Source organism: Bacillus sp. FSL K6-2819, assembly GCF_038008305.1.
In the GTDB taxonomy this organism is placed as follows: domain Bacteria; phylum Bacillota; class Bacilli; order Bacillales; family Bacillaceae; genus Bacillus; species Bacillus amyloliquefaciens.
The window spans coordinates 822,445-841,888 of sequence record NZ_JBBOYV010000001.1; the positions used below are offsets into that span (position 1 = coordinate 822,445).

13 protein-coding genes and 1 pseudogene are annotated in these 19,444 nt (G+C 48.1%); all 14 read left to right on the top strand.

Annotated elements, in window-relative coordinates; all coding sequences use genetic code 11:
• Positions 1-279: 279 nt before the first annotated feature.
• The 14 genes and pseudogenes from MHH91_RS04265 (at position 280) to MHH91_RS04330 (ending at position 19,307) form a co-directional block, all read left to right on the top strand.
• Positions 280-1,263, top strand: a complete 984-nt coding sequence (locus MHH91_RS04265) for a tRNA dihydrouridine synthase (RefSeq protein WP_013351406.1) — start codon at positions 280-282, stop codon at positions 1,261-1,263.
• A 152-nt stretch (positions 1,264-1,415) separates the two neighbouring features.
• Positions 1,416-1,868, top strand: coding sequence for a DUF6884 domain-containing protein (locus MHH91_RS04270; RefSeq protein WP_013351407.1), 453 nt, complete (start codon positions 1,416-1,418; stop codon positions 1,866-1,868).
• 371 nt (positions 1,869-2,239) lie between these two features.
• Positions 2,240-3,241: an acetoin:2,6-dichlorophenolindophenol oxidoreductase subunit alpha gene (acoA, locus tag MHH91_RS04275; protein WP_013351408.1), complete on the top strand. Its 1,002-nt coding sequence runs from the start codon at positions 2,240-2,242 to the stop codon at positions 3,239-3,241.
• A 1-nt stretch (position 3,242) separates the two neighbouring features.
• Positions 3,243-4,270: pseudogene (acoB, locus tag MHH91_RS04280) on the top strand (acetoin:2,6-dichlorophenolindophenol oxidoreductase subunit beta).
• A gap of 14 nt (positions 4,271-4,284) precedes the next feature.
• Complete coding sequence (locus tag MHH91_RS04285; RefSeq protein WP_013351410.1) at positions 4,285-5,478, top strand: dihydrolipoamide acetyltransferase family protein; 1,194 nt, start codon at positions 4,285-4,287, stop codon at positions 5,476-5,478.
• Between the two features lie 15 nt (positions 5,479-5,493).
• On the top strand, positions 5,494-6,873 hold the full coding sequence (gene lpdA, locus MHH91_RS04290; protein WP_013351411.1) for a dihydrolipoyl dehydrogenase: 1,380 nt from the start codon (positions 5,494-5,496) through the stop codon (positions 6,871-6,873).
• A 108-nt stretch (positions 6,874-6,981) separates the two neighbouring features.
• On the top strand, positions 6,982-8,790 hold the full coding sequence (locus MHH91_RS04295) for a sigma-54-dependent Fis family transcriptional regulator (protein ID WP_013351412.1): 1,809 nt from the start codon (positions 6,982-6,984) through the stop codon (positions 8,788-8,790).
• A gap of 65 nt (positions 8,791-8,855) precedes the next feature.
• Positions 8,856-9,038, top strand: a complete 183-nt coding sequence (locus tag MHH91_RS04300) for an H-type small acid-soluble spore protein (RefSeq protein ID WP_013351413.1) — start codon at positions 8,856-8,858, stop codon at positions 9,036-9,038.
• Between the two features lie 170 nt (positions 9,039-9,208).
• The gene (gene glvA / locus MHH91_RS04305) at positions 9,209-10,558 is read left to right on the top strand and encodes a maltose-6'-phosphate glucosidase (protein WP_013351414.1); all 1,350 of its coding nucleotides are present in this window, start codon (positions 9,209-9,211) and stop codon (positions 10,556-10,558) included.
• A 67-nt stretch (positions 10,559-10,625) separates the two neighbouring features.
• A complete protein-coding gene (locus MHH91_RS04310; protein ID WP_013351415.1) occupies positions 10,626-11,387 on the top strand; it encodes a MurR/RpiR family transcriptional regulator in 762 nt (253 codons plus the stop codon).
• Positions 11,388-11,403: 16 nt separating this feature from the next.
• Entirely contained in the window at positions 11,404-12,990 is a 1,587-nt protein-coding gene (locus MHH91_RS04315; protein ID WP_014471579.1) for an alpha-glucoside-specific PTS transporter subunit IIBC, read from the top strand.
• A 180-nt stretch (positions 12,991-13,170) separates the two neighbouring features.
• Positions 13,171-15,495, top strand: a complete 2,325-nt coding sequence (locus MHH91_RS04320; RefSeq protein ID WP_014471580.1) for a peptidase G2 autoproteolytic cleavage domain-containing protein — start codon at positions 13,171-13,173, stop codon at positions 15,493-15,495.
• Between the two features lie 280 nt (positions 15,496-15,775).
• A complete protein-coding gene (locus tag MHH91_RS04325; protein ID WP_013351418.1) occupies positions 15,776-17,509 on the top strand; it encodes an ABC transporter ATP-binding protein in 1,734 nt (577 codons plus the stop codon).
• Complete coding sequence (locus MHH91_RS04330) at positions 17,490-19,307, top strand: ABC transporter ATP-binding protein (protein ID WP_013351419.1); 1,818 nt, start codon at positions 17,490-17,492, stop codon at positions 19,305-19,307. Before MHH91_RS04325 ends, MHH91_RS04330 begins: the two co-directional genes overlap by 20 nt.
• Positions 19,308-19,444 lie beyond the last annotated feature (137 nt).

The window sequence follows — 19,444 nt, forward strand, 5'->3', positions numbered from 1 at the left end:
ACTTTTTTCGCTCTCGAACCTATTATAAGGTTAAGGAGTTGACTGTGTTTATAGTGACACTCTATTACATTAACTCAATGAAGGTGTTCTATTAGATCTGTTCTATTTCAGTTAGCTTTTTCACTTTTTAACTTGTAAAAAGTGAAATGTTCAAAATTTACTATCGTTTGATAAGAAATGCTTTCGCGTGCTATAAGTGTAAAAGGAAAGCATGGTCAGTTTTTTAATTTTGGAATACATGATACAGCCGTAGTCTCTAATGAAAGGATATGAATTATTATGATAGATAATTTCTGGCGTGAATTGCCACGGCCATTTTTTGTGCTGGCACCAATGGAAGATGTGACGGATGTTGTTTTCCGCCATGTCGTAAGTGAAGCAGGCAGGCCTGATGTGTTTTTTACTGAGTTTACAAACTCAGAAAGCTATTGTCATCCGGATGGAAGGGATAGTGTCCGCGGCCGTTTGACTTTCACGGAGGATGAACAGCCGATGGTTGCCCACATATGGGGAGACAAGCCTGAAAACTTTCGTCAAATGAGCATTGGGATGGCGGAATTAGGGTTTAAAGGCCTGGATATCAATATGGGCTGTCCCGTACCTAATGTGGCGGGGAACGGAAAGGGAAGCGGCCTGATCTGCCGTCCTGAAGTTGCAGCCGAATTAATACAAGCAGCGAAAGCGGGAGGACTGCCGGTAAGTGTGAAGACCAGACTTGGCTACACGGATGTAGACGAATGGCGCGGCTGGCTGACACACGTATTGAAGCAGGATATTGCCAATCTTTCCATTCATCTTCGTACCAGAGCGGAAATGAGTAAAGTAGATGCGCATTGGGAGCTGATCCCGGAAATCAAGAACCTTCGTGACGAGATAGCGCCAGATACCCTTTTGACGATCAATGGGGACATTCCTGACCGGGAAACCGGCTTAAAACTTGCCGAACAATACGGTGTTGATGGGATTATGATCGGACGAGGTATTTTTACAAATCCATTCGCCTTTGAAAAGGAGCCGAGAGAGCATAGCAGTAAGGAATTGCTTGATCTTTTAAGGCTGCATCTGGATCTTCACGATAAATATTCAAAATTAGAAGCACGTCCATACAAACCTCTTCCTCGCTTTTTCAAGATTTATCTCCGCGGATTTCGAGGAGCAAGTGAATTAAGAAATCAATGCATGAACACAAAGTCAACAGATGAAGTGCGTGCATTGCTCGATGACTTTGAGAGAAAGTATCTTGATGGGATGGAGCAGCAGTGATATAAACAATTTCTCATTCGGCCCGGATTTCAATACGAATTCCGGGTCTTTTTGTGTGCAGCCTTTACCCCGCCTGCACCCTGATTATTAGTCATGCAGAAATAAGCGGATAGTGGTACATTGATATGAGAAACAACACAAGGGAGAGAAACATGAAACGACTATGCATCATCCCATGCGGCAAGAAAAAAATATGGGACATCCATCCGGATACAGGGCCGATAAGGGCGGAAGACGCTTATCTCAGCCCGTTTCATCAGGCGTGCGAGCGGTATGCGAAAGCATTTTTCGATGAGTGGGTGATTTTGTCGGCGAAGCATGGATTCCTTCGTCCTGATGATACCGTTCCCGAAAATTACGATGTTACTTTTGGAACAGGCCATCCGGAGATCATGACAGCGGAGGAGCTGCGCCGCCAATTTTATGAAAAGGGCTTTTCTAATACAAAAGAGCTTATCATGCTTGGCGGGAAAAAATACCGAAGCGTCCTAAACGCCGTCATCGGAGAACATCAGCATCTCAGCTGGCCTCTGTCCTCGTACAAAGGGATTGGCTACATGCTTCAAGCGCTGAATCGGGCAGTTGAAGAAAAGCAAGAACTGTAGCACAGCAAATGCATACGCAAACGGCACGATAGACTGTATGCAGAAGGACGGGGGCGGCAGTTTCGGTTATGTCAAATATCAATTGATTTTCTTCTGAAAACAGCCATTCAGACAAAAGGTGCAGAAGAATGAAGCGATTAAAACATTTCCGAGGAAATAAATACGTCGATCATTGTCAAAGACCGGGTGATGTCCGGTCTTTTTGTGTGCCTTAAAACGAGACAGGTGGATCAGATCGAGACAAAATGAGACACCTGTCTCAAACTGTCTCACAGTGTAAAAACAAAACCATTGATTTTACGGGCTCAAAAAGCTGGCACACTTTTTGCATTTATTAATGTGAACCCTAAATAGAAGGAGGCGCACAAAAAATGGAATTGTTAAAACGAGAAGGCTTGTCATTAACTGAGGAAAAAGCGCTGTGGATGTACCAAAAGATGCTGGAAATCAGGGGCTTTGAAGACAAAGTTCATGAACTGTTCGCACAGGGAGTGCTTCCCGGATTCGTCCATTTGTATGCCGGTGAGGAAGCGGTAGCTGTAGGGGTGTGCGCTCATTTACATGATGGCGACAGTATTACAAGCACGCACAGGGGACATGGCCATTGTATCGCCAAAGGCTGTGATCTGGATGGCATGATGGCGGAAATATTCGGGAAAGCGACCGGACTGTGTAAAGGAAAGGGCGGTTCAATGCACATTGCCGATCTCAATAAAGGGATGCTAGGGGCAAATGGAATCGTCGGGGGCGGATTTACGCTCGCATGCGGCTCAGCGCTCACCGCTAAATATAAACAGACTAACAATGTAAGCGTTTGCTTTTTTGGAGACGGAGCAAATAACCAAGGCACCTTCCATGAAGGGCTGAACTTAGCGGCAGTATGGAACCTTCCTGTCGTATTTGTTGCCGAAAACAACGGCTACGGCGAAGCCACAACATTTGAGTACGCGTCAGCCTGTGATTCAATCGCTGATCGGGCGGCTGCCTATAACATGCCGGGGGTCAAGGTGGACGGAAAAGATATTTTAGCAGTTTACCAGGCAGCCGAGGAAGCGATAGAAAGAGCAAGAAACGGCGGTGGCCCGTCTTTGATTGAATGTATGACCTACAGAAACTACGGCCATTTCGAAGGAGATGCCCAAACCTATAAAACAAAGGATGAAAGGACTGAGCATATTAAAGAAAAGGATGCGATTCAAGGCTTTAAAAACTATCTTTTAAAAGAAACAGATGCCAATAAACTGTCCGACATCGAACAGCGTGTCAGCGAATCGATTGAAAAAGCCGTCTCGTTCAGTGAAGACAGTCCATATCCGAAAGAGTCAGAGCTGTTGACAGACGTCTACGTGTCATATGAAAAAGGAGGAATGTGAGATGGCGAGAGTCATAAGCATGTCAGACGCGATCAATGAAGCAATGAAGCTTGCGATGAGAAGAGACGAAAATGTGCTTTTAATCGGTGAGGATGTCGCCGGGGGAGCGGCTGTCGATCATTTACAGGATGATGAAGCATGGGGCGGTGTACTGGGGGTCACAAAGGGGCTCGTACAGGAATTCGGACGCAGCCGAGTGCTGGACACACCGATTTCCGAGGCGGGCTACATGGGTGCGGCTATGGCTGCGGCATCAACCGGGCTGAGACCGATTGCGGAGCTGATGTTTAATGATTTTATCGGCACGTGCTTTGACCAGGTGATCAACCAAGGGGCGAAATTCCGCTATATGTTCGGCGGAAAAGCGCAAGTGCCGATTACCGTCCGCACCACATACGGAGCTGGGTTCCGGGCAGCTGCCCAGCATTCACAGGCGCTGTATGGCCTTTTCACCAGCATCCCGGGTCTGAAGACAGTTGTTCCGTCCAATCCGTATGACGCCAAAGGCCTGCTGCTGGCGGCAATAGAAGACAATGATCCGGTATTCTTTTTTGAAGACAAAACGTCCTACAGCATGAAAGGCGAGGTGCCGGAAGGATATTATACAATCCCGCTCGGAAAAGCGGATATCAAACGTGAAGGCGGCGACATCACGCTGTTTGCAATCGGCAAACAGGTCAATACCGCGCTTGAAGCGGCCGCACAGCTTTCTGAGAAAGGCATCGAGGCTGAGGTGCTTGATCCCCGAAGTCTGTCTCTTTGGATGAGGAAGCGATTTTCACATCGTTAGAAAAAACAAACCGGCTGATCATCATTGACGAAGCCAATCCGCGCTGCAGCATCGCTACGGATATTGCAGCGATTGTCGCCGACAAGGGCTTTGATTTGCTTGATGCGCCGATTAAACGAATTACAGCGCCGCATACACCAGTACCGTTTTCGCCAGTGCTTGAAGATCAATATTTGCCGACATCAGATCAAATTGTCAGCGTCACGCTTGAATTGCTTGGCGAGCCGGCAATGAATTAAAGGAGGGATATAGTATGGCTGTAAAAGTAGTAATGCCGAAATTGGGAATGGCGATGAAGCAAGGTGAAGTATCAGTCTGGAATAAGAAAGTCGGCGATCCGGTTGAAAAGGGAGAAAGCATCGCCAGCATCAACTCTGAAAAAATAGAAATGGAAGTAGAAGCGCCCGAAAGCGGCACGCTCCTTCACATTAAAGTCAAAGAGGGAGAAGGAGTTCCGCCGGGAACGGCCATCTGTTATATCGGGGAAAACGGTGAAAAGGTGCAGGAGAAGGAGGCACCGGCCCCTGAAAATGCCGGGGAACCACAAGCAGAACCTGAAACTATTCCCGCTCCCAAAGCCGGGAAAGAGCGTAAACACCGCGTGAAAATATCCCCTGTGGCCCGAAAAATGGCGGAGAAGGCAGGATTGAAAGTTGATACGCTGAACGGGACGGGGCCCGGGGGCAGAATCGTAAAAGCCGACGTCATAAAGGCGATGAAGACGGAAGCTGAACCGCGGTCTTCGGTTCAGACGGCACAGCCGGAGGGAAAACCGGCCTCAGCAATGAGAAAAGTGATTGCAGACCGAATGCACAAAAGCCTGCAAAACAGCGCCCAGCTGACACTGACCATGAAAGCGGACATTACGGAGCTTGTGAAATGGCAGAAACAGCTGGCCGACAGTGCGAAAAAGCGGAGCGGTGTTAAACTGACGGTCACGCATTTTGTATCCCGGGCCGCGGTGCTTGCGCTGAAACAGCATCCTGAGCTGAACAGCTCTTATCAAGAGGAGCGGATCATTACCTATCCGCATGTCCATCTCGGGATGGCAGTTTCTCTTGAAAACGGCCTTGTCGTGCCGGTGATCCGTGATGCGGAAAAGCTTTCATTCCTTGAGCTTGCGGATCAAATCAGCACATCTGCACGCCGGGCGCGGGAAGGAAATGCTTCCGGAGATGATCTTCACGGGTCGACTTTTTCTATTACAAATCTCGGGGGATATGGAATTGAACATTTCACCCCGATCCTTAATCCGCCTGAAGCCGGTATTCTCGGAGTGGGCGCAAGCTATGAAACGCCGGCGTTCAAAGGAGATGAGCTTGTCAAAAGCACCGTGCTGCCGCTGAGCCTCACCTTTGATCACAGAGTATGTGACGGTGCTCCGGCTGCGGACTTCCTGAAAACGGTTAAAGCGCTGCTTGAAGAGCCGGCCGGATTGATTTTATAGAGAGGGGTGAAGAGATTGACACTAGCCATTATCGGAGGAGGGCCTGCCGGATATGCAGCTGCCGTGGCTGCCGCGCGGAGGGGAGCAGAAGTCGTTCTGATAGACAAAGGGCCGCTCGGGGGCACGTGTCTCAATGAGGGGTGCATCCCGACAAAGTCGCTGTTGGAAAGCGCGAATGTGCTTGATAAAATCAGGCACGCAAATACATTCGGCATCGAACTTCCGCAAAACATTACGCTCAATTGGGCCCGGATGCAGGGGCGCAAACGGCAAATCGTCAACCGGCTCGTGCAGGGCATTCAATACTTAATGAAAGCAAATAAAATTAGAGTCATCAGCGGCACTGCTTCATTTCTCTCAGATCAAACTTTGCTGATTGAAGGGGAAGGAGGCGAAAAAGAAATTCTGGAAGCCGGCCGGATATTGATCGCATCAGGGTCTGAACCCGCGGGGCTGCCTTTTGCCCCCTTTGACGGCGATTGGGTGATCGACAGCAAAGATGTCCTTTCTTTACAGCAGATTCCGTCCTCCCTTCTCATTGTCGGCGGAGGTGTGATCGGCTGTGAGTTTGCCTCTTTATTCAGCCGTTTTAAAACGAAAGTGACGATGATTGAATCGGCTGACAGGCTGCTCCCGGCAGAAGACGAAGATATCGCGGCCGCTTTTGAAGACTCTTTACGAGACAGCGGAGTTGATATTCAGACGAAAGCTTCCTTCCAGCGGATTGACAGGGAAAGAAAAACCGCCGTGTGGACAAAAGACGGAAAAGAAATTGAGGCGCAGGCTGATCACATTCTGGTCGCAATCGGCAGAAAGCCGCGTTTGCAAGAGCTGAATCTGGAGCAGGCCGGCATCCTTTATTCTCCGCGCGGCATTGAAGTCAATGACCATATGCAGACAAATGTTTCGCATATATACGCGTGCGGCGACGCGGCCGGAGGAATGCAGCTGGCGCATGCCGCGATTCATGAAGGAATCACCGCCGCTTCGCATGCCACGGGAAAGGACAGCAAAGCCAATATGCGGGCGGTGCCCCGCTGTATTTATACATCTCCGGAAATGGCCGCTGTCGGGCTGACGGAAATACAGGCGAGAGAGAAATACGGAGATGTAAAAATCGGAGAATGTTCATTTTCCGCTAACGGCAAGGCATTAATTAAACATCAGCATGGAGGCAAAATGAAAATCATCGCCGAACCGGAATTCGGAGAAATTGTCGGGGTGTCAATGATCGGGCCTGACGTGACGGAATTGATCGGGCAGGCGGTCATGCTGATGAACGGCGAAATGACGGCGGATATGTCGGAGCACTTTATCACCGCGCATCCGACTCTTTCGGAAACGCTTCAGGAAGCCCTTCTGAATGTCACCGGCCTCGCTGTGCATTCCGTATAGCCGGGATACCCTTTCTCAGGACTGAGAAGGGGTATTTTTCGTTGAAAGCGCTTTACTTTTCCCCTACAATATATGAAAAGATGGTCTGAACAGGGGGGAGCGAATACAATGAATGTCATTCGGAATGATTTTAAAACCTGGAAGCGCTTTGTGAAAGAAGGCGTGCTTGATGAATCCTGTATTCAGAAGCGGGTGGCCGCCTCATGGCACCGCTGCAAAAAAGCTGATGTCAATCCTTATCTTGAAAAGGGGCCGAATGTGATGCCGGCAGATCATTTAGAAAGGCAGGCCGAGAAGCATGCGTTATTCTTAGCGGCCTCGGCACCGTATGCAGAAAAAATGAAAACGGCGATGCGGGAAATGGAAATGATGGTTCTCCTGATTGATGCCGACGGCGTTGTCCATTCAGTTGACGGCCACCCGCGCACCATTCATGAAGCGAACCGCATCAATTTCTTAAAAGGCGCCTGCTGGACAGAAAAGGCGGTCGGCACGAATGCGATCGGTACGGCTCTTTATACAAATGAGCCGGTCATGGTACACGGTTCTGAACATTATTCGCTCGCTTCCCATCAATGGAGCTGTTCCGCCGCGCCGATCCGTTATGAAGACGGGCGGCTGGCGGGTGTCATTGATATTTCCTGCCCCGCCTCCCGCGCTCAGCCTTTTATGCTCGGAATTGCTTCCTCCATCGCCTATACGGCGGAACGGGAGCTTGCCTTAAAGATGAAGATGACAGAGCTTGACATGATCAGCAAATTCGCCGGGCTTACCCGGTCTCGTGAGCCAATCGTGCTTTGTAATGAAATCAACCGGATTATCGCCGCAAGCCCCCCCGTTCAGCATTTTACCGGACATATGCTGCGTGAGCTTGAGGAACAGGGCTTTCAAATCAAGCAGGCGAAACGGGAGGAGAACGGCTTCACATGCTTTTATGTAACCAAACGGGAAGAAAAGCCGGCTTTTATATTTCATGGTGCCGCAGGCAAAAGCCGGTCATCCCGAAATATGCTGCAGCAGCTGGAGCTTGTCGCCCGAACGGACGCAACCGTCTGTCTGACAGGGGAAACCGGCACGGGAAAGGAGGTTGCCGCCCGGGCGATTCATAACAACAGCTCCAGAAAGAACGGCCCGTTTATCGCCGTCAACTGCGGAGCGGTCCCCGAAAAGCTGATTGAAAGCGAACTGTTCGGCTATATGGAAGGCGCCTTCACCGGAGCGAAACGGAAAGGACAGATCGGCGCTTTGCAAAAAGCCGATAAAGGCACGCTTTTCCTCGATGAAATCGGAGAAATATCACATTCCATGCAAGTGGCTTTGTTACGGGTGCTGCAGGAACGGAAAGTCACCCCGGTCGGCGGGACAAAAGAAATTCCCATCGACATCAGAATCATCACCGCCGCACACACTGATCTGAGACAGCTTGTCGAAAGCAAAAAGCTGAGAGAAGATTTATTTTACCGGCTTCACGTCTGTCCGATTCATCTTCCGCCATTAAGAGAACGCACTGAAGACATTCCCGGCCTCTTCTTTGAATTTCAGCGAAACAGCAGGTGGCCGGGAGAGCTTCCTGATGACTTTTTAGACATATTAAAGGGCTGGAAATGGCCGGGGAATATCAGAGAATTGTTTAATGTGTTTGAACGTCTTTCCGTCATGTTCCCGGACGGACGGCTGTCCGGACGTCCCCTCGCATCCCTGCTTGAAGCGTCAGGTCTTAAAGAGGCGGCCCAGCCTTTTGAACAAGAAGAAGCGCCTCCTGTCTCTATACGGGAGCACATTCAGAAAAACATGATCGTAAACGCGCTTGAATCGGCGAAGGGAAATGTCACGCAGGCCGCCAAAATTGCGGGGATTCCGCGTAGCACGTTTTACAAACGCCTCAAAAAATTCAAACTCACCGCCGGACAATTGTAAGAAACAAGCATACTTCTCTTGGCTGCCGGACACGTTATGTGTGAGGCCCAAAGGAGGTTTGAGACGTGAATACACAGCGTGCGAAAGACATTGCTGAATCCGCCGCCATGGCGTATGTGACGTATGAAGGAGTCCCGATTTATATTCAGCATGTCAACGAAGACAAAGAAACAGCCAGGATTTTTCCGGTCGGAAATCCTCAATTTGAGCAGGAAGTGCTGCTTTCTGATTTACAAGAGCATTTTTGAGAAAAGGTCTGCTGATCAAAGCAGACCTTTTATGTTCCTGTGAGAACTTTCCCGCTTTTTGAGAAAAATAACTAAAAATGATTAAATGATCTAACTCCCCCAAACCCGGTACAGAGAAGCCGTTCTCATGATATAAATAAAATGTAAACGTTATCAGAGGAGGGCTTCACATGACAGACAAATCATTCTCAATCGTTATTGCAGGCGGCGGCAGCACATTTACCCCCGGAATTGTATTAATGCTTTTGAATCACCTGGAAGAGTTTCCGATCAGAAAGCTGAAACTTTATGACAATGATAAAGAAAGGCAGGAGCGGATTGCGGGTGCGTGTGAGGTATTCTTAAAAGAAAAAGCGCCGGACATTGAATTTTTGGCGACTGATGACCCAGAGACGGCTTTTACGGATGTTGATTTCGTCATGGCGCATATCCGCGTCGGGAAATATGCGATGCGCGCGCTTGATGAACAAATCCCGCTGAAGTATGGCGTGGTCGGACAGGAAACATGCGGGCCGGGCGGAATTGCATACGGCATGCGGTCTATCGGCGGCGTTCTGGAAATTCTTGATTATATGGAAACGTACTCGCCTGACGCATGGATGCTGAATTACTCCAATCCGGCGGCGATTGTGGCTGAGGCTACACGGCGCCTCAGACCGAATTCAAAAATATTGAACATCTGCGACATGCCGGTCGGAATTGAGGATCGCATGGCGAACATCCTCGGATTATCTTCCCGAAAAGAAATGAACGTCCGCTATTACGGCTTGAACCACTTCGGCTGGTGGACTTCCATTACAGATCAGCACGGCAATGATTTAATGCCGAAGCTGAAAGAGCATGTCCGTGAATATGGCTACGTTCCGAAGACAGAGGCAGAGCAGACTGAAGCAAGCTGGAATGACACATTCAAAAAAGCGCGCGATGTTCAGGCGGCCGATCCGGATACGCTTCCGAACACGTATCTGCAATATTACTTATTCCCGGATGATATGGTGAAAAAATCAAATCCGAATCATACGAGAGCCAACGAAGTCATGGAAGGGCGCGAAGCTTTCATCTTCAGCCAATGTGACATGATTACACGTGAACAGTCGTCGGAAAACAGTGAAATTAAAATTGACGATCATGCTTCCTATATCGTCGACCTTGCCCGGGCCATCGCTTACAACACCGGGGAGAGAATGCTGTTAATCGTTGAAAATAACGGCGCGATCGCAAACTTTGATTCATCAGCCATGGTTGAGATTCCTTGTCTCGTAGGTTCAAACGGACCGGAACCGCTCTCAGTCGGGAACATTCCGCAATTTCAAAAAGGCCTGATGGAGCAGCAGTTATCTGTCGAAAAACTGACGGTTGAAGCTTGGGAAGAACGGTCATTTCAAAAGCTGTGGCAGGCGCTGATCCTGTCAAAAACAGTGCCGAATGCCCGTGTGGCAAGACTGATCCTTGAAGATCTGATGGAGGCTAATAAAGACTACTGGCCTGAGCTTGACGTAAGTCCGTCGCATATTTCCTGATGACAATCTTCCCCGTTTTCTTCATCTGTTATTCTATATAATAGAAAGAAAACGGGGGGATTTTGGAATGAGTCTTGAAGAACTGGTTAATCAGCATTACGCGAAATTAAATGACAACGATTTTTATATTTTAAAATATATATTGAACAATAAGCATACGTGCTACCATCTCGGTATCAATGATATGGCGAAAGCCTGCAATGTCTCTCGGTCTTCCATCCTGCGGCTGGCCCAAAAACTCGGCTTCAGCGGCTACAGTGAATTCCGGGTTTTTCTGAAATGGGAGGATCAGCCTGAAGAGGGCGAGAATATGACGTTTGAAAAGCTTCTGGATGATATTGAAGCCAACGTAAAATACGTGAAGTCAAAAGATATGACGGAGATGTGCCGGCTGATAGATGAAGCAAAACGGATTTTCGTTTACGGATCGGGCACGGCTCAGAGGGTGTGCGCCCGTGAGCTGCAGCGGATGTTTGTATCCCGGCGGAAGTATCTGATTTTAATTCAGGACATCACAGAGTTTGATATCATGTGTGACGATTTTAAGGTCGATGACGTATTCATCATCATTTCTTTATCCGGGGAAACACCCGAATTAATTCCGCAGGTAAGGACCCTGTCCGCAAAGGGAGTTCCGTTTATTTCAATCACCAATCTGAAAAACAACGTACTGGCGCAAACAACGCCGTATAACCTTTATGCGACCAGCAAGCCGGTGACGTTAAGCGATAAAACGGAAATCGTCGCATTTGCCCCGTTTTTTCTGGTGGGCGAAGCGTTATTCCGTGCATATGTTGATTATGAAGAGCTTGAAAATTTTGATAAATAGCGGGAGGTCACATGAAATGATGCAAAAAGTCCAGCGCTTCGGCAGCGCGATGTTTGTGCCTGTTTTGTTATTTGCATTTTCCGGCATTATTGTCGGTCTGAGTACGCTCTTTAAAAATAAAACACTGATGGGGCCGCTGGGTGATCCTGACGGGCTTTGGTATCAATGCTGGTACGTCATTGAACAGGGCGGCTGGACCGTCTTTAATCAAATGCCGCTCCTGTTTGCGATCGGCATACCTGTCGCTTTAGCGAAAAAAGCGCAGGCGCGGGCTTGTTTGGAAGCGCTTACAGTATATCTGACATTCAATTACTTTATCAATGCGATTCTGACGGTTTGGGGCGGGGCTTTTCATGTCGATATGAATCAGGAAGTCGGCGGAACGAGCGGGCTGACGATGATCGCCGGCATCAAAACGCTTGATACGAATATTATCGGCGCCATCTTTATTTCATCTATTGTCGTTTATTTGCACAATCGGTATTTTGATAAAAAACTGCCGGATTTCCTGGGAATTTTTCAAGGATCTTCGTACATCGTCATTATTTCTTTTTTCATTATGATACCGATTTCACTCGCGGTGGCATACGTATGGCCGATGGTTCAGTCCGGAATCGGATCACTGCAAAGCTTTCTCGTTTCTTCCGGGGCAATCGGCGTGTGGATTTACACATTCTTGGAGCGGATCTTAATTCCGACGGGCCTGCATCATTTTATTTACTCGCCGTTTGTTTACGGTCCGGCTGTGGCTGAAGGCGGTATCGTCACCTATTGGGCGCAGCATCTCGGAGAATACTCCCAAAGCGTCAAACCGCTGAAAGAATTGTTCCCGCAGGGGGGCTTCGCACTTCACGGCAACTCGAAAATCTTCGGCATTCCGGGAATCGCGCTCGCCTTTTACGCCACGGCTTCAAAGGAAAAGAAAAAAATCGTCGCCGGCCTGTTGATTCCGGTCACCTTGACATCCATTATCGCCGGGATTACGGAGCCGATTGAATTTACATTCCTTTTTATCTCGCCGTTTTTATTTGCGGTTCACGCTTTGCTTGCCGCTTCTATGGCAACCGTCATGTATATGGCCGGCGTCGTCGGAAATATGGGCGGCGGCTTGATTGAAACGGCGACCTTAAACTGGATCCCGCTGGCGTCAAGCCACGGCATGACGTATGTATACCAGATCATCATCGGATTGTGCTTTACCGCCATTTACTTTTTCGTCTTCCGTTTCCTCATTCTCAAATTCAACATCGCCACACCGGGCAGAGAAAAAGAAGAAGGGCAGGAAACAAAGCTCTATTCGAAAAAGGAGTACAGAGAACGGAAGCAGGCTTCAAAAGAAACAGCGGCGGCAGACGAAACACAGCGGGATACAGCCGCTTTGTATATTGAGGCGCTTGGCGGAAAAGACAATATTATGGAGGTCACCAATTGCGCCACCCGTCTCCGCGTCACTGTCGCTGATGATTCAAAAGTCAAAAGTGATGCCGATTTCAGAGAGCTGGGCGCCCACGGCGTCGTCAGAAAAGGCAGGGCGCTTCAGGTCATCGTCGGATTAGGCGTGCCGCAAATGCGGGAGCGTGTTGAGAAAATACTGAACGGTTAGCATACCGCAGCAGCAGGCTGTGTGCAGAACGGGAAGAGCGCTGGTTTATCCGGCGCTCTTTTTATGTGTGTTGAAAAAATGTCTGAATTTGTCATACCTTTGCCACCTGTACATGCAGGAGTGAATGACTTCTGTGATGTTCGGTGTTTTAATTAGCAATTAAAAATAGGAGGCAAACCAATGACAAACTATACGACTTTCTTAGGACTTTACAAACCTGATAAAACTGAGGGTGTTGAAGTTGAAAGCATTGCTCAAAACTTTGAAGCGATTGACAGCAAAATCGGTGCCGCCCTTAACGATGGCACGTCAACTTATGAAAACTTAAACGAAAGACTTAAAATGTATGAAAACAGGTTTGAACACGTTACAGAGCGAAACGTTATGGATTTTGGGGCTAAAGGTGACGGAGTAACAGATGATACGCAAGCATTTCATGATGCGATGGCCGACGGAGGTTATGTCGTAACCGTTCCCGCAGGTGTATTCAGAACATCGGGATTGTTTGTTCCGTCAAATACAATGCTTGTCGGAGCAGGTAAGAAAAGAACGGTCATTAAGTTATTAGACGAAACACCTGTCGGCCGTTCTGTTCTGACCAACAGTGACTATACGAACGGTAATGAAAATATTTACGTCGGCCATCTCACGCTGGACTGGAATAAGGATACGCGTCCTGCCGGCTGGAAGATTCCGAAAGGGCCCACTTCAAGCTGTCTGCTTTTTGCGAATGTGGACTATTCTTTTGTCGAACATGTGTTTGCGAAGAACGGCGGCCTGCACGGCTTTGATTCTACAAGCCCGAACTATAACAGACATGGAGAAATGGACGACCCGACTTATTATCAGCCCAATGGCTGTAACTTTGTAACGTTTTCTCATTGTGAAGCAACAGGGTCCGGCGATGATAACTTTACTTGTCATTTCGGGTACCATACTACTTTTAGTCATTGTATTTCCTATCACCCGATGGGAAATGGGAATGGCACGTCAAATTCAAATTGCTTTGAGATCGATGACGGTTCCCAAGATGTATTTGTAGATAGCTGTGTTGCAATTGGCGGCGCCCGCGGTTTTGAAATTAAGGCGCATGACTATGCACCGGCAGCTAAACGGGTTCAGCTAGCTAATTGCCGTGCTTACGAAAATGCCATTGGTTTTTGTATTAGACATATTGGCCACCATTTATCGACTGAGCCGACATCAAAAACTGCCCATGATGTTCAATTAGTAAATTGCCAGGCAACAAATCCTAAACAAAATTCTATATATAAAGGCGTCGGAGCGAGTGCTTTGGTTGTTTCGGGCTATGATTCAGTTAATATAGTGAATTTCCAGGCGATTTGTGAAGATCGATCATATGATTACAGCAATGACACGATCATTATGATTTATTACAAAGGACGGTATGTCAATCTGAAGAATATTACGGTCCGCGGGTTCCGCTCCGCTGCTCATGATCTTTATGTTCTCGGCGGAGAAAATGCGGTAGGAAAGTGCATGATTGACGGCGTTTTTCTAGTTGACGGCGGCACGACGGGTCTTGCTTTTGGCGGCGGCGTTGATAATTGCACAGTGAGCAATGTATACGGGCATAGATTGGGAGCCAGCAGCGGAACGGTCGGACTCTATTCTTCGGGTCCGGATCTGAATATATCAAATATTGATTTTCAGGGATATGAAACAACATTTAATGTAGGCGGTAAAAAAACACCGTATGAGTTGTTTAAACATAAAGGATCTTCTGTTATGGCATCTAAAGATTCCCACGTTACAGGAACTAATGGCTTTGTCGTCGGTTCTGTCCGGGGACAGGCTGCAGGTGGTTCTCAATCCGGGGTAATCGGTTCATATAATACGATTAACCCACAAGCTAACTCAACTGTATGGGGCTGGGGTGCCGGCAGCACTCCGTCATCGGCAAACAGAAAAATTGAGCTTCACGCAAAAGAAGGAACAATTAAGGCTTCGGGAGGCGTAACAGGTTCCTCGACCTTCTCTGACTACGCTGAGTACTTTGAGAGCCTGAGCGGGGAGAAGATTCCGACGGGAACACTTGTCACACTTGAAGGTGATAAGATCAGACCGGCTGAAAAGGGTGATCTCATGCTTGGGGTTATTTCCGAGACTGCCGGAGTAATTCTTGGTGAGTCGAGTTTTCACTGGTCGGGACGATACGTAAAGAATGAGTTTGGCGGCTATGTTTATGAAGAACAGAAAGATGCAAACGGCCATACGGTCATGGCGCCAAAAGAAAATCCGGACTTTCGGCCTGAAGAAGACTACGCTTCAAGACAAGAAAGAGACGAGTGGAACATTGTCGGGCTTATCGGTCAGGTATTTGTCAGATGCGATGAGACTGTGGAAGCGGGAGATTTTATTCACGCTCATAATGGGATTGCCACAAAATCCGATTCTCCAGACCAGCGCTGGCAGGTCATGAAAGTGATCAAAGAGTTTGATGCTGATAAAGGATTCGGGGTCGCTCTCGTTTTTATTCGTTAAATGAAATGACAAAGCATAAATGACTAGCGGACGCCTTTTTAAAGGCTCCGCTAATTCATTTTAAAATCAAGGCTCCGGTTCAGAAAGCTGGTAAAAAGAAAAGACAGCCTCCATATATCTGCATCCCTTATTCTTCAATTTTGGTCTTCAATGATTTCCGTTTTTTCTTCATAAAGTACATAATAAAAGTGCGGGTTCAAGGGTTAATCCTTTATTCATTTACGACAAACAAATAAAATAAATATACATACAACTGAACAAAGAATTTGGAGGCTTACACATGTCAAAGGCTTTATCATATGTAAAACCGTATTCTCTGTTGGCGGGGATCGCTCTGTTTTTCATGCTCATCGAGCTTGCGGTAGAGCTGATACAGCCCCTGCTGATCGGGAAAATCATTGACGAAGGAATTTTGAAGCAGGAGCTCGGAACGGTCTGGCTGTGGGGCGGCGTGATGATCGGACTGACCGTTGTTTCATTCGCCTCGGGCATTTTAAATTCTTTCTACTCCGCCCATATCAGCCAGAGCTATGCGTATGATACGCGAAAAGGACTTTTTCAAAAAATTCAATCCTTCTCCTATTCGACGTTTGCGCAATTCTCATCCACATCATTTATCACTAGGCTGACAAACGATGTGACGCAGGTCCAGAATATGCTTTTTATGAGTCTCCGATTTATGCTCCGGGCGCCGTTAATGATCGCGGGCGGTATTATTCTCTCGCTGACCGTCAATGCGAAACTCGGGTTTTTTCTGCTGGTCACGGTGCCGATTTTACTTTTGTTTTTACTGTGGGTGCTGAAAAGAGGCGGCGCGCTGTTTCGATCTGTACAAAAGCGGCTCGATCAGGTCAACACGATCATGCAGGAAAACCTGACGGCGATCAAACTGATTAAAGCGCTCCTCCGTGCAAACCACGAAGTGAAACGTTTTTTGCAATCAAATACGAAGCTGATGGAAAAGACAGTCTCCGCTTTTCGGCTCGTGGAAGCGGCGATGCCGATCTTAATGCTGTTGATGAACATTTGCATTTTATTTATCTTATGGTTCGGCGCCAAAAGCATTGATCAGGGCGGAGCGCAGGTCGGCGATGTCGTTTCCGTCATTAACTATGCGACGCGGATTACAGGCGCGCTGTCCGTCCTTCCTTTTCTTATCATGGTATTTTCCCGGGCGAAAGCTTCCGGAGAAAGAATCGGCGAGGTGCTGGAAACAGAAGGCGGCGAGGGGACGGGGCACGACCCGGCACAGACGCTTGAAGGCGGCGTTGAGTTTCGCGAAGTGTCCTTCCGCTATCCGGGCATGGAAAAAGACGCGCTGCATCACGTTTCCTTTTCTGCCAATCCGAAAGAGACGGTTGCCATTATGGGCGCGACGGGCTCAGGAAAATCAACGCTCTTTCAGCTGATTCCGCGCCTGTACACGGCTGATTCGGGCAGTATTTTCATTGACGGCAAACCGATCAGTGAATTCTCCGCTCATGGACTGCGCAGGGAAATCGGCTATGTTCCGCAGGAAGTACTCCTGTTTTCAGGCACAATCCGTGAAAATATCGCATGGGGGCGGGAGGATGCTTCACTAGATGAAGTAATGGAAGCGGCCAAAGACGCGCAAATCCATGAAACCATTATGAAGCTGTCAAACGGATACGACACGGTGCTGGGACAGCGGGGCGTCAATTTGTCAGGCGGGCAGAAGCAGCGTATTTCCATCGCGCGCGCTTTTATCAGAAAGCCGTCCCTCCTGCTGTTAGATGACAGTACGAGCGCGCTGGATCTTCAGACGGAAGCAAAGCTTTTAAAGGCGATCAGGTCTTATGAATGTACGACACTGATTATTACACAAAAAATAACGACCGCGATAAAGGCTGACACCATCTTATTGCTTGAAGACGGCGAGCTGCTGGCAAAAGGCACGCACCAAGAGCTGATGGCAGAGTCTCATTTGTACCGGCAGATTTATGAATCACAATTCGGAAAGGAGGGAGCTGACAGTGCAGAAAGACATTCGTAAACCTTTCCGATATCCGAAAATACCGCTCAAATCAAATGAAGGCGGCAGAAAACGCGCGAAAGCAAAAGATACAAAAGGCACGCTGCGCAGGATCTGGTCTTATGTAGCCGAGAAAAAAGGGCTTTTGTCCCTCGTGATCATCATGGTAGTCATAAGCGCCATATTTGGCCTCCTCGGACCGTTCGTCATCGGGAAAGCGATTGATCATTTCATCGTCGGGCGGACGACAGACGGATTGGCGGGGGTGCTGTTCATACTGTTTGGGATTTACCTCGTGCAATCATTGTCCTTATGGTTTCAAAACTATTGGATGATCAATATTTCTCAAAGCACCGTGTTTAAAATGCGGAGCGAGCTGTTTACTCATCTGCATGAACTGCCGATTCCGTTTTTTGATAAACAGCGGCTCGGCGACTTGATGAGCCGGGTCACCAATGATATTGAAAATGTCAGCTCCACTTTAAATACATCAGTCATTCAGGTGCTGTCGAGCGTCATTACATTCGTCGGCACAATCGCCGTCATGCTGTACATGAGCCCGCTTTTAACATTGATCACGCTCTTGATTATTCCGATCATGTTTTTGAGCATTAAATGGATCACCAGCCGGACGGGACTGCTCTTTAAGCAGCAACAGAAAAACCTCGGCGAGCTGAACGGTTTTATTGAAGAGTCGATATCAGGAGCGAAAGTCATTAAAGCCTACTCGAGGGAAGACCGCGTCATGGAGCAATTTTTAGAAAAAAACGCGGCGTTAAAATCATCGGGATTTTGGGCGCAGACCATTTCGGGATTCATTCCGAAAGTAATGAACTCTTTAAACAATTTAAGCTTTACGATTATAGCGGCGGTCGGCGGGCTGTTTGCGCTGAAAGGGTGGATCTCAATCGGTTCCATCGTCGTATTCGCCGAATACTCACGGCAGTTCACGCGCCCTCTGAATGATTTAGCCAATCAGTTCAACACGATGTTATCGGCCATCGCCGGGGCTGAACGGGTGTTTGACGTGCTTGATGAAAAAGAGGAGCGGGAAGACGAAGAGCATGCGCTGTACCAGCCGATCAAAACGGGAGAGATTGAATTCCGAGATGTCTCCTTCGGCTATCAGGAAGACAGCCTGATCTTAAAACATCTGTCCTTCAGCGTTCCGCAAGGACAGTCAATCGCCTTTGTCGGCCCGACCGGAGCGGGTAAAACAACCGTCACAAGTCTGATCGCCCGCTTTTACGAGCCGAATGAAGGGAAAATTCTTATCGACGGAACGGACATCAAAAAACTGACGAGATCCAGTCTGAGAAAAAATATGGGGTTTGTCCTGCAGGATTCATTTCTTTTTCAGGGCACCATCAGGGAAAATATCCGCTACGGCCGCTTGGATGCATCTGACTTAGAGGTGGAGGAAGCCGCTAAAGCCGCCAATGCCCACGGATTCATTGAACGGCTCCCCAAAGGCTACGATACCGTTCTTACCCAAAACGGCGCGGGCATCAGCCAAGGCCAAAAACAGCTCATTTCCATTGCGAGAGCTGTGCTGGCCGACCCGGTTCTGCTCATTTTGGATGAAGCGACAAGCAACATTGATACGGTGACGGAAGTGAAAATACAAGAAGCGCTCGGCCGTTTAATGGCGGGCAGAACAAGCGTCATCATCGCTCACAGGCTGAATACGATTCAAAAAGCCGATCAGATTCTTGTGCTGAAAGACGGCGAAATGGCTGAAAAAGGAACCCATGCCGAACTTCTCAGCCAGAACGGTTTTTACCGGGAATTATATGAAAGCCAGTTCAGGGAATCATAAATAGGAACAAAGACCTCCGACAGAGTGCGGAGGTCTTTTTTTGCGGGGATAACTAGTACTTTTAAGTTATTTTCGTTAAATGTAACGAAATTACTTGACGTAAATAAGTTATGTATATATACTAGCTTACATAAAGT